General features: G+C 71.8%; 9 protein-coding genes and 2 tRNA genes. 5 read left to right on the top strand and 6 right to left on the bottom strand.

Annotated features, from left to right (window positions below; genetic code table 11):
* Positions 1–177: 177 nt before the first annotated feature.
* Entirely contained in the window at positions 178–819 is a 642-nt protein-coding gene (locus tag L3078_RS22330) for a SigE family RNA polymerase sigma factor (protein ID WP_239755748.1), read from the top strand.
* Positions 820–976: 157 nt separating this feature from the next.
* Positions 977–2,635, top strand: a complete 1,659-nt coding sequence (locus tag L3078_RS22325; RefSeq protein ID WP_239755747.1) for a long-chain fatty acid--CoA ligase — start codon at positions 977–979, stop codon at positions 2,633–2,635.
* Positions 2,636–2,704: 69 nt separating this feature from the next.
* Here the strand turns inward: L3078_RS22325 and L3078_RS22320 are convergent, their stop codons facing one another.
* On the bottom strand, positions 2,705–8,140 hold the full coding sequence (locus L3078_RS22320; RefSeq protein ID WP_239755746.1) for a PAS domain-containing protein: 5,436 nt from the start codon (positions 8,138–8,140) through the stop codon (positions 2,705–2,707).
* A gap of 299 nt (positions 8,141–8,439) precedes the next feature.
* Positions 8,440–9,069: an SSI family serine proteinase inhibitor gene (locus L3078_RS22315; protein ID WP_338059516.1), complete on the bottom strand. Its 630-nt coding sequence runs from the start codon at positions 9,067–9,069 to the stop codon at positions 8,440–8,442.
* Between the two features lie 214 nt (positions 9,070–9,283).
* On the opposite strand from L3078_RS22315, the gene L3078_RS22310 reads away from it, so the two are divergent.
* The 3 genes from L3078_RS22310 (at position 9,284) to L3078_RS22300 (ending at position 10,778) form a co-directional block, all read left to right on the top strand.
* Positions 9,284–9,374: transfer RNA gene (locus L3078_RS22310), tRNA-Ser, on the top strand.
* Positions 9,375–9,574: 200 nt separating this feature from the next.
* Positions 9,575–9,647: transfer RNA gene (locus L3078_RS22305), tRNA-Arg, on the top strand.
* A gap of 315 nt (positions 9,648–9,962) precedes the next feature.
* Positions 9,963–10,778 (top strand): PASTA domain-containing protein, encoded by an 816-nt coding sequence (locus L3078_RS22300; RefSeq protein ID WP_239755745.1) that lies wholly within the window; start codon positions 9,963–9,965, stop codon positions 10,776–10,778.
* A gap of 63 nt (positions 10,779–10,841) precedes the next feature.
* Here the strand turns inward: L3078_RS22300 and L3078_RS22295 are convergent, their stop codons facing one another.
* The 4 genes from L3078_RS22295 to L3078_RS22280 all read right to left on the bottom strand — a co-directional run bounded on the left by L3078_RS22295 (position 10,842) and on the right by L3078_RS22280 (position 14,558).
* A complete protein-coding gene (locus L3078_RS22295) occupies positions 10,842–12,068 on the bottom strand; it encodes a site-specific integrase (RefSeq protein ID WP_239755744.1) in 1,227 nt (408 codons plus the stop codon).
* On the bottom strand, positions 12,068–12,250 hold the full coding sequence (locus L3078_RS22290) for a helix-turn-helix domain-containing protein (RefSeq protein WP_037725985.1): 183 nt from the start codon (positions 12,248–12,250) through the stop codon (positions 12,068–12,070). Before L3078_RS22290 ends, L3078_RS22295 begins: the two co-directional genes overlap by 1 nt.
* On the bottom strand, positions 12,247–13,710 hold the full coding sequence (locus tag L3078_RS22285) for a replication initiator (RefSeq protein WP_239755743.1): 1,464 nt from the start codon (positions 13,708–13,710) through the stop codon (positions 12,247–12,249). Before L3078_RS22285 ends, L3078_RS22290 begins: the two co-directional genes overlap by 4 nt.
* 152 nt (positions 13,711–13,862) lie before the next feature.
* Complete coding sequence (locus L3078_RS22280) at positions 13,863–14,558, bottom strand: DUF2637 domain-containing protein (RefSeq protein ID WP_239755742.1); 696 nt, start codon at positions 14,556–14,558, stop codon at positions 13,863–13,865.
* Positions 14,559–14,582 lie beyond the last annotated feature (24 nt).

Raw genomic sequence — 14,582 nt, 5'->3', positions numbered from 1 at the left:
GGGACGAGGCGCCGTACACCGTGGGCAGGTGGTTCTCAGGGGTACACCCTCAGTACCTGGGGGCTGTTCATCCACCTCCAGTAGGTGAGGTCTGCCCCACTCCTACAACCTGAGGGGGATTCGCCTTCGGGACCTGCGGCCGATCCGCCGGGCGGGGCTCGCTCCTAGCGTGGAGCCATGACCACACCCGTCTGCACCAGCGCTTCGCAGGCCGCTGCACCAGTGTCGCGGACCCTGTCGACCTCGGCCCGATCCCACTCGGCCCGTTCGCACTCGGCTCGTTCGCACTCCACCCGGCCGACGCTGTCGGGCCTGACGGACCTGTCGTACCCGTCGTTCGCGGCGTACGTGAAGGCCCGCCAGCCGGTGCTGCTGCGGACCGCCCGGTCGCTGACCGCGAACCCGTGCGACGCCGAGGACCTGCTGCAGACCGCGCTGGCCAAGACGTACGTCGCCTGGGAGCGCATCGAGGACCACCGGGCCCTCGACGGCTATGTCCGCCGGGCGCTGCTGAACACCCGGACGTCGCAGTGGCGCAAGCGCAAGGTGGACGAGTTCGCGTGCGACGAGCTGCCGGAGCCCGAGGGGGTCCAGGCCGCCGACCCGGCCGAGCAGCAGGCGCTGCACGACGCGATGTGGCGAGCGATCATGAAGCTGCCGGCGCGGCAGCGGGCCATGGTCGTCCTCAGGTACTACGAGGACCTGAGCGAGGTCCAGACGGCCGAGGTGCTCGGCGTCTCGGTCGGCACGGTGAAGTCGGCGGTGTCCCGCGCCCTGGGCAAGCTGCGGGAGGACCCCGAGCTGGAACCCGTGCGCTAGCACGTTCGTTGGCCTGTCGGGTGGCTCCCGCGTTCGGGTCTTCGGACGGCTCTCTCTGATCGATCATCCTGACACCTAGTGACATACCGATCGGTATGTGAGCAGAATCAGCGCAACCGTTACCACCGCGTAGGCAGAGCCGCCCCGGGAGGACGCCGTGCTGAGCACCATGCAGGACGTACCGCTGTTGATCTCCAGGATCCTGACCCATGGGTCGAGCATCCACGGGACGTCGCAGGTGATCACCTGGACCGGCGAGGGCGAGCCCCACCGCCGCTCCTTCGCCGAGATCGGCGCCCGCGCCGCGCAGCTGGCCCACGCCCTGCGCGAGGACCTCGGCGTCGACGGCGACGAGCGGATCGCCACGCTCATGTGGAACAACTCGGAGCACGTGGAGGCGTACTTCGCGATCCCCTCCATGGGGGCCGTCCTCCACACCCTCAACCTGCGGCTGCCCCCCGAGCAGCTCGCCTGGATCGTCAACCACGCCGCCGACCGCGTGATCATCGCCAACGGTTCGCTGCTCCCCCTCCTCGCGCCGCTCCTCCCGCACCTCAAGCCGGTGGAGCACGTCGTCGTGGCCGGGCCCGGCGACCGGTCGCTGCTCGCCGGGGCGAGCGTCCAGGTGCACGAGTACGAGGACCTGATCGCCGGCAAGCCGACCACCTACGACTGGCCCGAGCTGGACGAGCGCACCGCCGCGGCCATGTGTTACACCTCCGGCACCACCGGCGACCCCAAGGGCGTCGTCTACTCCCACCGCTCGATCTATCTGCACTCCATGCAGGTCAACATGGCGCAGTCCATGGGGCTGACGGACGCGGACCTCTCGCTCGCCGTCGTCCCGCAGTTCCATGTCAACGCCTGGGGGCTGCCGCACGCGACCTTCATGACCGGCGTCAACATGCTGATGCCGGACCGCTTCCTGCAGCCCGGCCCGCTCGCCGAGATGATCGAGACGCTGAAGCCGACGCACGCCGCCGCGGTGCCCACCATCTGGCAGGGCCTGCTCGCGGAGCTGACCGCCCGCCCGCGCGAGGTCTCCTCCCTCAACCAGGTGACCATCGGCGGTTCGGCCTGCCCGCCCGCTCTCATGGAAGCCTTCGACAAGCTGGGGATGCGGGTCTGCCACGCCTGGGGCATGACGGAGACCTCCCCGCTGGGCACGATCGCCCGGCCGCCGGCCCATGTCGAGGCCGACTCGGAGGAGGAGCTCGCCTACCGCCTCACCCAGGGCCGCTTCCCCGCCTCCGTCGAGGCCCGCCTCACCGGTCCCGGCGGCGAGCGCCTCCCCTGGGACGGCGAGTCCGCCGGTGAGCTGGAGGTCCGGGGCCCCTGGATCGCGGGTTCCTACTTCGGCGGCCAGGGTGCCGAACCCCTCCGCCCCGACGACAAGTTCAGCGAGGACGGCTGGCTGAAGACGGGCGACGTCGGCACGATCAGCCCCGACGGCTTCCTCACCCTCACCGACCGCGCCAAGGACGTCATCAAGTCGGGCGGTGAGTGGATCTCCTCGGTCGAGCTGGAGAACGCGCTCATGGCCCACCCGGACGTCGCCGAGGCCGCCGTCGTCGCCGTGCCGGACGAGAAGTGGGGCGAGCGCCCCCTCGCCACGGTCGTGCTGAAGGAGGGCTCCACCGCCGACTTCGCCGCCCTGCGTTCCTTCCTCGCCGACGAGGGCCACATCGCCAAGTGGCAGCTTCCCGAGCGCTGGACGATCATCGAGTCGGTGCCCAAGACGAGCGTGGGCAAGTTCGACAAGAAGGTGCTGCGGAGGCAGTACGCGGAGGGCGCCTTGGACGTGACGCAGATCTAGGGCACGCACATACGACAGTTGGGGCGATGTTTCACGTGAAACATCGCCCCGACGTCATGCTCAGCGAGCTCAGTTCGTACCTACTCGTGCCAGCAGGTCCACGATTCGGGTCTGGACCTCGGGGCTCGTCGAGCGTTCCGCGAGGAAGAGGACCGTCTCTCCCGAGGCCAGGCGCGGGAGTTCGGACTGGTCGACGGCGGCGGTGTAGACGACGAGCGGGGTGCGGTTCAACTGGCCGTTCGCCCGTAGCCAGTCGATGATCCCGGCCTGGCGGCGGTGCACCTGGAGCAGGTCCATCACCACGAGGTTGGGCCGCATCTGCGCGGCGAGGGTGACGGCGTCCGCGTCCGACGCCGCCCGCGCGACCTGCATGCCACGGCGTTCCAGCGTCGCGGTCAGGGCGAGCGCGATCTCCGCGTGCTCCTCGATGAGCAGGACACGCGGCGGGTGCTGCTCGGAGTCGCGCGGCGCGAGCGCCTTCAACAGGATCGCCGGGTCGGCCCCGTACGCCGCCTCACGTGTCGCCTGACCGAGGCCCGCCGTGACGAGGACGGGGACTTCGGCGGCCACGGCGGCCTGGCGCAGCGACTGCAGTGCCGTGCGGGTGATGGGGCCGGTCAGCGGGTCGACGAAGAGAGCGGCCGGGTACGCGGCGATCTGGGCGTCCACGTCCTCGCGGGAGTTCACGATGACGGGCCGGTAGCCGCGGTCGCTCAGCGCCTGGTGGGTCGTCACGTCCGGCGCGGGCCACACCAGCAGCCGACGCGGGTTGTCGAGCGGCTCCGGCGGCAACTCGTCGTCCATCGGCTGCGGATGCGGCCGATCGGGGACCTCCACCGCGCCGCCGGGCCCGTCGAGCGGTTCGGGACCTTCGTCCGCGTTCTCGTCGGGCGCCCCTATGGCGTACGACCGCCCGGCACCCTCCGTACGGCCCGCCAGCCGGGACTGCCCGGCGACGGACGGCTGCGGCGGGAGCGGGACCTGGCCCGCGAGCGAAGGCTGCGCCGGGAGCGGGACCTGGCCGGCGAGCGAGGGCTGCGACACCTGCGCGGCCGTCTGCGGCTGGGCCGGGGCCTGGCCGGGGGGCGGGGTCTGTCCGGTACCGAGGCGAAGGCCCGTGCCGTTGGTCGGGGTGGACTGCGGGTGGGGGCGCGCGGCCGTCTCGGGGCGGTCACCGGTGGGTTGGGGCGGTGTCCCCAGCTTGCGGCGCCTGCCGGAGCCGCCGGGCTGGTTCGGGGCGGGCGTGGACCCGGCCTGGGGCTGCGCCTGCGTCTGCGCGGCGGCCTGTACGCCGGGCTGTGCCGCCTGTGCCTGTGCCTGCCCCTGGGCCTGAGGGACCTGGACCTGGGGACCGCCTTGGCGGGAGAAGGGGACCCCCTGGCCCAGCGTCCGCACGCTGATCGACCGGCCCTGGGTGGAGTTGGGGTCGACGGGAGCGGGGGCGGGGGCGGGTGCGGGTGCGGGGGGCGCCTGAGCGGCCTGAGCTTGAGCCCGTGCCTGAACCTGGGCTTGGGCTTGGGCCGCGGCCTGGACCGGCGGCGCTGCTTCGGCCGGCAACGGCTGTGCGGCGCGCGGCTGCTGCTGGACCGCGACCTCCGGCGGCAGCGGCGTGCCCGAGGACGGAGTGGACTGTGGAGGCAGCGGTGCCTGGGGAGCGGCTACGGGGATACCGGCGCCGGAGGTCTCGTGGCGGGGGTCGGGCCAGGACTGCGGCTGCTGTTGCGGCTGGGCCACGCCGGGGCCGGCGGCCTGAGCGGGGGCGGGCTGCTGGACGCCGGGCATCCCTGCCGCGGGCATCCCTACGGCGGGCGCGGGCTGGCCGAGGCCCGGGACCGGCTGCGCGCCCTGCGCCCCCGGGACGGCCTGGAGCCCCGGTACGCCCTGCGCTCCCGGTACGAGGACGGAGTGCCCGAGGGCTCCGGCCTGCGCGGGCACCTGCTGTCGGCCACCGGGTGCCCCTTGCGGCGGGACGACTCCCTGCACGGCACCGGGTTGTCCGACGGCGGGCTGCCCCGGGGCGTGCTGGGCGACAGCGGCCTGTGCGGCGAGAGGCTGCCCGGTGGCCGCTTGCCCGGTCGCCGGCTGCCCGGGGAGGGCCTGTCCGGGAAGGGCTTGTCCAGGCAGGGCTTGTCCGGCGGCTGCCTGAGCGGCGCCGCCCGGTACCCCTTGCGGAGCGACGGACTGCGCGGCCGCGATCCCCGCCGGGACGGGCTGACCCGGAGCCACCCCACCGGCCTGGCCGGGCACTGGCTGCGGTCCGCCGGGGACCCCCTGTGCGGGCACGGCCTGCGGGCCACCCGGGACGCCCTGGGCGGAGACGGGCTGCGCGGCGGCCATCGGCGCGCCCTGGACGGGAACCGGCTGCCCGGGTCCTCCCTGCGGGGGGATGCCTTGAGCGGCGGCGGCAGTGGAAGCGGCAGCGGCCTGGGCCGGAGCCTGCTGTCCGGGTGCCATCGCGCCCGCGCCCTCGCCCTGCTGGGGGGCGGGCTGCCGTACCGCCCGGCGGCGGCCCGTGGGCGTGGGCACCGGGTGCGGCTGCGGCGGGGTGTGGTCGTCGCCGGGGTTGTGGAGCGCGGCGTCATGGCGACCGTCGTCGCCACCACCGGCCGGGGCACCCGACACCGGCCCCGAGGCGGCCACTTGGCCACCGCCGGGCACCTGCCCGAGACCGGCGGCGTCACCGGCACCGGCCGCCACACCGGTCCCAGCCATCTGCCCCGCGTCGGCGGCCTGCCCCGCACCCGGCCCCGCGACGCCACCCGGCGCCCCCGGACCGTTCTGGGGAAGCTGCTGTCCCACACCGGTGAACTGCTGCCCGACACCAGCGGCGGGCACCGGCCCCCCGACGGGCGCGACTCCCCCGGGAGGCACGGGCCCACCCCCGGGAACCTGCCCTCCCACCGGCACCGGTCCGCCGACGGCAGGAACCCCGGGCGGGGCAGCGGCGGCTGCACCCTGGCCGCCCTCGCCTTCGTACCCCTCCCCGTCCTGCGCGGGCCCGGCCGTTCCGGTGGTTCCGGCGGGCAGGGGCATCGGCATGGGCGCGCCGGGGGCACCCGGCGCCGCGGGCAGCGGGACCGGGCCGAGGCCGGCGGCCTCCGCGTACTCCGGGCCCCGGTCGGCCTCGGCCGGTGGCAGGGCGAAGACGGTTCGCGCACCCGGCTCGGGCGCGGCGGCACGCTCCTCGCCACCCCCGAGGGCGCGACGACGGCGGCCGGTGGGCTGCTGGGCACCGCCTGCCTCGGCGGAGGCGGAGGCGGCGTCGGTCGCCTCGGGGACCGGGACCGGCCCCGCGGCCAGGGCCGGCGGCAACGCGTTCTGCGCGGCGGGCTCCCGGCGCGCGCGCCGTCCACCGGGGGCGGGCACACCCTGCGGCGGCACGGTTCCGCCCAGCCCGGTGGCGGCGGCAGCGGCACCCGCCGCGTGCTCGGCCGCCGTGACGACGGCACCTTCGGTGGCCACACCCTCACCGGCCTGCTCGGCCGAGGCGGCACGTCCACGTCGCCGCCCGGTGCCCCCGGCGCCCTCGGCCTCGGCGCCCTGTGTGGGCCCGGCGCCCTCACCGGGGCCGGCCGCGCCCGGCGCACCCGCCGCGTCCTCCGCCCGGCGGCGACGCCGTCCGGTCGGGGCGACAGGGGCCTCGCCCTCCCGGGCCTCGGGAGCGTCCTCGCTGTCCAGGAACGCGTCCACCGACGAACGCCGCGCCCGCCGCCGCCCACCACCGGCGGGGGCCTGCTCGGGCAGCGCGACCTCGGCACCGGTGGCCGGGGCACCGGTGGCCATCGCCCCGGGATCGACCTCGGCATCCGTCACGGCGGGCAGCTGAGCGGCGGGCACCGCGCCGGCACCACCGCCGAGCGGCACCTCCAGTACATACGCGCTGCCGCTCATGCCCGGCACCTCGACCGTCTGGAGGACACCGCCGTGCGCCCGCACGATCCCCTGGACGATCGGCTGATGCACCGGGTCTCCCCCGGCGTACGGCCCGCGCACCTCGATCCGCACGACCTCGCCGCGCTGCGCGGCGGCCACGACGACCGTGTTGTCCATGTAGCCGCCGGTGGACATGGGCGCGTTGCCCGTCGCGTCGACGCCGGCGACATCAGCGATGAGGTGGGCGAGGGCGGTCGCGAGCCGCACCTGGTCCACCTCGGCCTCGATGGGCGGCGCGTGCACGGCGAACTGCACCCGCCCCGGCCCGACCAGCTCCACGGCCCCGTCGACACCGGCCGCGACGACCGCGTCGAGCATCACGGCCGTACGCACGAGGTCGTCCTCGCCCGCGTCGATCCGCTGGTAGCCGAGCACGTTGTCGATGAGGGTCGTGATCCGCGAATACCCGGCGGTCAGATGGTGGAGCACCTGGTTCGCCTCGGGCCACAGCTGCCCGGCGTCGTCGGCGGCGAGGGTGCCCAGCTCGCTGCGGAGCTGGTCGAGCGGGCCGCGCAGCGAGGTGCCGAGCACGGCGAGCAACTGCTCGTGCCGCGCGGCCAGCGCCTCGTAGCGGTCCTTCTCGCGCTCCCCGAGCGCCGCGTACCGCTCGTCCCCGGCGGCGAGTTCCTCGGCGTGCTGCTCGCTGAGCTCGGCCAGCTCGGCCGCGTGCTCCTCGCGCACGCCCGCGAGTTCCTCGGCGTGCTCCTTGGCGAGCCGCTCCAGCTCCTCCGCGTGCGTCTCGGCCTCGGCGTCCTTCTCCTCGGCGAGCTTGTCGTAGGGCCGCCGGTCGGTGAACGTCATCACGGCGCCGACGAGCTGATCGCCGTCGCGTACCGGCGCGGTCGTCAGGTCGACCGACACCTTCTCGCCGTTCTTCGACCACAACACCTGCCCGCGCACCCGGTGCTTGCGCCCGGACTTCAGGGTGTCCGCGAGCGGCGACTCGGTGTACGGGAAGGGGGCGCCGTCCTCGCGGGAGTGCAGCACCAGCGTGTGCAGCTCGCGTCCGCCGAGGTCACTGGCCCGATAACCCAGTATCTGGGCGGCCGCCGGATTGACCAGAACGATCCGTCCGTCGGTGTCGGTCCCGACGACCCCCTCGGAGGCGGCCCGCAGGATCATCTCCGTCTGCCGTTGCGAACGCGCGAGTTCGGCCTCGGTGTCGACGGTGCCCGAAAGATCCCGTACGACCAGCATGAGCAGCTCGTCATTGGCGTAGCCGTAACCGTCGTACGCCTGCTGGCCGTTCTCCAGATTCGCGCTTGTGACCTCGACCGGGAACTCGCTGCCGTCGGTCCGGCGGGCGGTCATCCGGGTCGGCTTGGTCCGGCCCGTCGGGTCCATGGTGTCGGGCCGCCGCATGGAGCCCGGGATGAGCCGGGAGTCGAACTCGGGCAGCAGATCGAGCAGACCGCGCCCCACGAGGGCGGTCCCCGGGGCCTCGAAGGCCTCCAGCGCGATCGTGTTGGCGTTGACGACGGTCCCATTGGCGTTGACCAGCACCAACGCATCGGGCAGCGCGTCCAGTATGGCTGCGAGGCGAGCAGCGCCTCGGGATGGCCTGCTGCTCACGAGACGCTTCCTCCCTGTTACCGCACCTTGCCGACCGCTGGGCCCATGGCCATCTTGCCAACCGGCCCGCAACGTGTCACGCGAGGGAGTCTACGGGCAGAGGTTGCGCTCGCGACGCCGGATGAGAGGGAGGTCGCACACCGAACATACGGATATGCCGTGACCGCGCGGGCGGGGGTGCCGTGACCGTGTGTTTTGCCGGAGGACCTTGACGGAGGCACATACGTACGGGCTGTGCGCGGGCGTGGAGGGGAGTGTCCACGTCGCTCGGGGAGTGGCTGGTTTCGCGCCCCTCCTCTTTACGCGCGGAGGTCCGGCAGTACGGGAACCATGGCGTCCCAGCGGGCGATCTCGCAGCCGTCGCCGCGGTCGAAGCGGGCGTCGACACGGCGGCCGGCCCAGGTCCCGGTCACATGCGCGGTGGCCGGTCCGCCGTACTGCATCGTGCACACGGTGCCGGACCGGACCGGCGCGAACGGATCCGTGCCCCAGGTCGTCCGGCGGTCGAGCCGCCCGCACGCCTCCCGTACGTCCGGGTGGGTGCCCCCTTCCGGATGGCACCGCAGCTCGAACGTCCCGTCCGCCCCGCCGCCGGCCTCGCGCACGGTGACGGTCAACCGGTCCCCGGGGGCGGCCGCGGGGCCGACGGCGGGGGTCGGCATCGGAAGCGAGGGTCGCGAGACCGGCTCGGCGGCGTACGCGTCCGGCGCCACCGGCGCGAGCGTGCCGACCGCGGCCGCGGCGAGCGAGGCGACGGCCCCGAGGCACATCCGCCCCGGGGTGACGGAGGGGCGGGTGGGGTGTTGTGGGGCGGGGTGGGGCGTCGGGTGGGGGGCGGGGGACGCGGTGGGTGACGCCGGGGCCGGCGCGGTGGGTGACGCGGTGGGCGACTTCGGGCGTGCTCCGGCGCCGGAGAGGCTCTGCAACATGACCTGACTAACGCCATGCCCGCCCCGCGGTTGCGGCGCCGTGGTGCGCCGTGTCCGCCCCGCGCCGGACGGTGCGTCGCACCGCTCCCGACACCGCCGTACGGCTTTGCCCTGCGGCCTCTCCGCCTAGTACCGTGGGAGGCGATTGGTGACAGCCCACCCGGCTGTGTCATCATCTGCACGCACCACTCGCGCTCGCGCGGGCGGTTGTGCTGGAGGCGTCGCCTAGTCCGGTCTATGGCGCCGCACTGCTAATGCGGTTTGGGACTTCAATCCCATCGAGGGTTCAAATCCCTCCGCCTCCGCGCTTGATCACGAAGCCCCGGTCCACGCGACCGGGGCTTCGTCGTTCCCGCCCCCTCCCCAAGACCGCCTCTGTGAGGCGTTTTCCCAGGTCACAAGGGGTACAGCAAACGGATTTCACATGGCGACGGCAGTCATGTAATGTTCTTCCTGTCGCCGCGAGCGGGCCGAAAGGACCGGGACCGACGAGAAAACAGAACAAGCACTCGTAGCTTAACGGATAGAGCATCTGACTACGGATCAGAAGGTTGCAGGTTCGAATCCTGCCGAGTGCACAGCAGACCAGAGGCCCTGTGGAGTGATCCACAGGGCCTCTGGCTTTTGCGTTGACGGCAGCGTTTGACGGCAACCGTGGATCGCGCGGTGACAGGGAAGCCTCTCAGGCTGCCGCTTTCGTCTCATCTGTTGCCATCACCTCTCTCGTTCCGATAGAACCCGATACGCGCGGATCGTCATGCCCTGGCCGCTGCTGAAGGTGACGTGCGCACGCCGTCCTTCTGGCGGATGTCTCGGATGGACGGCAGTCCCGCACCCCGGTGGGGCTCCCGGGGGTCGATCATGGGCACCAGGGGGGTATCACCGCATTGGCAATGACCAGAGGTGAAAAGGGATGGTTCGGTGGCGTAAGCGCTTTGGCCGTGGTGCTGCTTCTGCTGCTACTCAGCTCTTGTGGCGATGACTGTGAGGACGTGGCAGCGGCGCCGGGTGCGACGGTCACTGTCACGGCCACACCGGGCCGGCCCGGGAGCCAGGTCGGGAAGAGCGTCGACAGTGCCTCGGAGAGAGCACGACAGAGCGGGTTGAGCGTTGCTGTCCATGACGCCAGCAATCAGGACGAGGCTCCAGGCGGGGACTGGACGGTGTGCTTCGAGAAAGCGACCTTGAGCAAGGTCGACTTCGCTGCCGTCCCGGACGGGGCACCGTGCCCGAAGAAGGACGGCCGACGCATTCCCTGGCCCAAGATGCCGAACGTCAAGGGCATCACGTACGCCAAAGCAGTGGAGAAGCTGCGGCATGCTGTCGGTGACGTAGACATCGAGGCTGCCTACAAGGACGAGGCCGCCTACGACACGAACAACGATGATGGTGACTACGCGAGCTGGAAGGTGTGCTTCCAGAGCGTCAAGGCTGGGACTGCCCTGCCGTATGAACCAGACGTCACCCTGCACGCCGTGGACAACGGCGAGGCGTGTCCATCAGCGAAGGGGCTCTACAAGGACCCCACGAACGATCCGGACTACGTCGAGCCCGATTACGTCGACCCCGACGACGGATCATCTGCGGACGACGGCAGCAGCGGTGGCAGCGGTAGTGGTGATAGCAGAGAGGACTACTACCCCGGTGACAAGGGTGGATGCCCGCCCGGCGGTTGCTACAACCCGTGTCCGCCCGGAGGCTGCCGGTAGGACGCAGAGGCCCGCGCCGATGTTGCTTGGCGCGGGCCTCGATAGGCGGAGTGGGCGTTCTTGCTATTTCAGCGCATCCCCGACGCGGTCGAACGCCAAGCGCTGGGAGTCGAGTCGCACGAAGGTGTAGATGTCCATGGTCACCCGGATCGAGCTGTGACCAAGAACCTCCATGATCATGCGGGCGTCGGCGCCCTGCTCGTGGAGGAGGGACGCGCACGTGTGGCGCAGGTCGTGGAAGCGGACCTTGCGGACGCCGGCCCGGATGGAGAGCGCCTCGAAGGAGCGGTTCAGATTGCGTGGCTCGATGGGGGTGCCGTTCCTGGTGGTGAAGACCAGGCCCTGCCCCGTCCCCGTCCAGTTGTTGCCCGCCGCCTTACGGTCGGCGATCTGCTGCGCGCGCTGAGCACGGAGCGCGGTCACACACTCGGACGGCAGGGCCACGCGACGGGCCGAGCGCTGGGTCTTCGGCGCGACGATCAGCAGCTCGCCGCCGACCCTCTGAAGGGCCTGCCGGACGGTGAGTACACCTTCGAGGAGATCTACGTCCGACCAGCGCAGACCGAGCAGCTCACCCCGCCGCAGGCCGATGCGGACCGCCAGCTCGTACGCAGCCCAGAGCCGGTTGTCGCGGGCCGCCGTCAGAAGCTGACGCCCCTCTCTGGCCGTGAGCGGTTCGATCTCGCGCTTCGTGCCCATGCTCAGTTCCACGTTCCGGGCCACGTTTCGGGGCAGCTCGTCCTCGCGCACGGCGTGCTGGAGGGCGGCCCGGAAGATCACCAGGAGGAAGCGCACGGTCCTGTCAGAGGGGAGCTTCTTGCAGCACTTGCCGAGGGCGCAGCATCGCTGCTTGTGCTCCGGCCGCTTCTTGTCCTTGTTCTGCGCGCAGCACTGGCAGGTGACGGCGGTCTTCGCGAGGAAGGCTCGGATGTCGCGGGCGGTGAGCCGCACCAGTTTCTTCCGACCGAAGTCCGGGGTGACGTAGTTGCGGACGAGGGACTCGTAGTTGACGTAGGTCGTCCTGCGGACCTTGCCCTGTGCGACGTGCGTCAGCCAGTACGTCAGGTACTCGGCGATGGTCATCTTGTTGGTGGCCACCGGGAGGCCGCTGAGGGAGTTGGCCTTGAGCTTGGTGAGCTTCTCGTGGGCGTCGTCCCAGGTCTTGCCGTAGACACTGCGCCGCTTGTACGTGCCGTCAGTCGTGAGGACGTACGCGCTGCCCTCCCAACGGCCGTCCTTGCGGAGGTAGATGGTGCCCTCGTTGTTGGCGTTCTTCTTCGGCTGAGCCATCAGGCAGCTTCCTGTTCGGTGCGGAGGGATATGTAGGCGTCCACGGCGGTAGCGCTGATGCGTCGGCAGCGGCCGATCTTGAAGGAGGCGAGTTCGCGGGAGCGGATCAGGTCGTGGACCTTCCAGCGGCTGATGCCGAGACGCTCGGCGACCTGGTCCACGGTGAGCACGGCGGTCGTCATGCAGGCAGAGCCCTTTCATGCTTGAGCTGTTGGCTCCAGGCGAGGTCATGGCGGACCTGGGCGGCGAGGAGCTCTTCGCCGGGGCGGTAGCCGCTGCTGAGGTAGGTCCACGACGAGGCGGTGACGAGGGTGGTGTTCTCGTCGTCGACGGGGAGGCCGGCGCGGATGCGGGCGGCTTCGGCTTGAGCGGTGCGCCAGGCACGGCGTACGTCGCGGAGTGCGCCGAGGGTGGTCGAGTAGGCGCGTGACTTGCTGGAGAAGTGACCGCGGAAGCCGAGCATGTGGGCCCACTTCCAGAGCTTGAGATCGGCGAACTCGGGGAGGTGGCCGAGCGCCCATGCAGTGCGGATCATCTGGCGTGCGTGCTGCTGGACGGGGAGATCGGTGAGCGGTTCGGCTTGGCCGGTGCCGTCGCAGTCGTCGCACAGGTCGCGGAAGCGGTCGGGGCCGCGTACGTAGCCGCGTCCGGCGCAGGGGCGGCATACGAGGGTGCGGTCCACGGTGCCCGCGCCCTCGGCGTTCTTCGTGGCGTACTTGGCGACGTATCCGGCGACCTTGGCGTCAGTGAGTTCGCCGTCACCCAGGGCCGAGATCTGGTCCACCTTGAACCGGTCGCCCCACCGGATGACACGTTCGCCGACCGCGTCCGAATCGACCGTGAGCTGGGCACGCTCGACCGCCAGGCCGACGGCGACGCGTAGGGCGTCGAACGTGGCCCAGGCCGGGGGCGACGTGGTGTGGCCGTCGGGACCGTCGAAGCGGACGACCGCGTGGAAGTGGACCAGGCCGCGTTGCTGGTACTCGGCGACTTTGGCGAACGAGACGCGGAGAGCCGCGTTGAGTGCTTTCTGCGTCATGCCGAGGTGCTCGGCGAGGGCACGACGTAGATAGATCGTGAAGCGAGCCCACAGGGCCCCGGCGTGCGCGTTCCACAACACGGCACCGGTGTAGTCGTAGCTTGCCGGGCGGAGCGGGGTGCCGAGTTCGGGAGCGTCCTGGGGGTGGCTCTCGCCGCATGCGCAGGGGCGGGGCTTGCCCGTGTGGGTCGTGGGGCGGTTGTGGACGGGGCCGAAGGACGGGGCGGTGAGGGTGACGAAGGCGCGGGGGTGGTCGCGGACGGCTTCGGCGACGTTCTTCCCGCCGGACAGTCCGGCCCTGATCAGGTGATAGGTGTCGGCCGCGTAGAGGCGGGAGCAGGCTGGGCAGCGGGAGGCACGGCGGTTGCCGCAGGTGGTGAGGAGGCGTCCGGAGGGTTCGTCCTCGGAGCGGTAGGAGCGGATCACTTGCTTGGTGGTCTGGTCGGTGGTGATCGTCCAGCCGTGCAGGTTGACGGGACTGGTGCAGCCGCGAAGGTCGCGGACCTGTTCCGTCACGCGGTCGAAGTCGTCGGTGTTGGCCAGTTCGACCAGGTCCCGCAGGCCGGGGCTGATGACGTGGCGCAGGTCGAGGGGGCGGCGCATGGGTGGCGGGGTGTCCTCTCTGGCGCGAGGGTGGGGGCCTGCGGGCAGCAGCGATTCAGTGCGCTCGGGCTGCTGCCCGCAGGCATGGCGAGTCGGGCCCAGGGGCGGGCGACGATGGGAGGTGCCGGAGAAGCCGGCGGAAGGGCGGAGTTCTACAGCGCGGCGTGAAGCGCGGTGGCCATGGGCAGGCCGATCCCGAGTCGTGTCTTGAGCTGGGCCGCCGTGATCGGTTCGCCGTGCTCGGTGTGGTGGGACGTTGCGATGGATCGGGCTTCGGTCAGCAGCGGCTCAGGAACCTTGACCGCAGTCGGGGCGGGCACTGGGGCGATGCGAGGAGCGACCGGGGCCGGGGCCGTAGCGAGCGGCACCGCAGGGCGGGGCGCGTCAGAAGCCTTCTCTGGTACGGACTCGATCTTGTCTTGCTGGGGGGCCGGTATGGCAGGGCGCGCAACGGTGTGGAAGGCGCGCAGGAGCTGCGGGCCGACGGAGCCCCAGCCGAGGAGGAGCAGCGGGGCCACCGCGTCGACGGCGGCGCGGCCGTAGTGTCCGGCGACGATCGGTTCTGCGACGTTGAGGGCGAGGGTCAGCAGTCCGGAGAAGTGCATGAGGCGGGTGGCGGCCGTCATCTGGTCTGCGGGCAGGCCGCGCAGGGAGAGGTAGCGGAGCGCGACCAGGAGGCCGACCACGGACAGGTCCACCATCGGGGCGATGAGCGGTGCGATCGGGCCGGGGACGCCGAGGCGCAGGGCAAGGGACCAGACGTTGCCGAAGGAGAAGACAAACGCCAGCGCAGCGATGAGGATCATGACGGCGGTGATGGTGCGCTGAGTGATCCGGTCCTCTGTCATGGGTTTTCACCTCCTTTCCTGGAG

The organism is Streptomyces deccanensis, assembly GCF_022385335.1.
GTDB classification, from domain to species: Bacteria; Actinomycetota; Actinomycetes; order Streptomycetales; family Streptomycetaceae; genus Streptomyces; species Streptomyces deccanensis.
The sequence above is the reverse complement of the archived record's forward strand: the minus strand, read 5'-3'. Positions and strand labels throughout refer to the sequence as shown.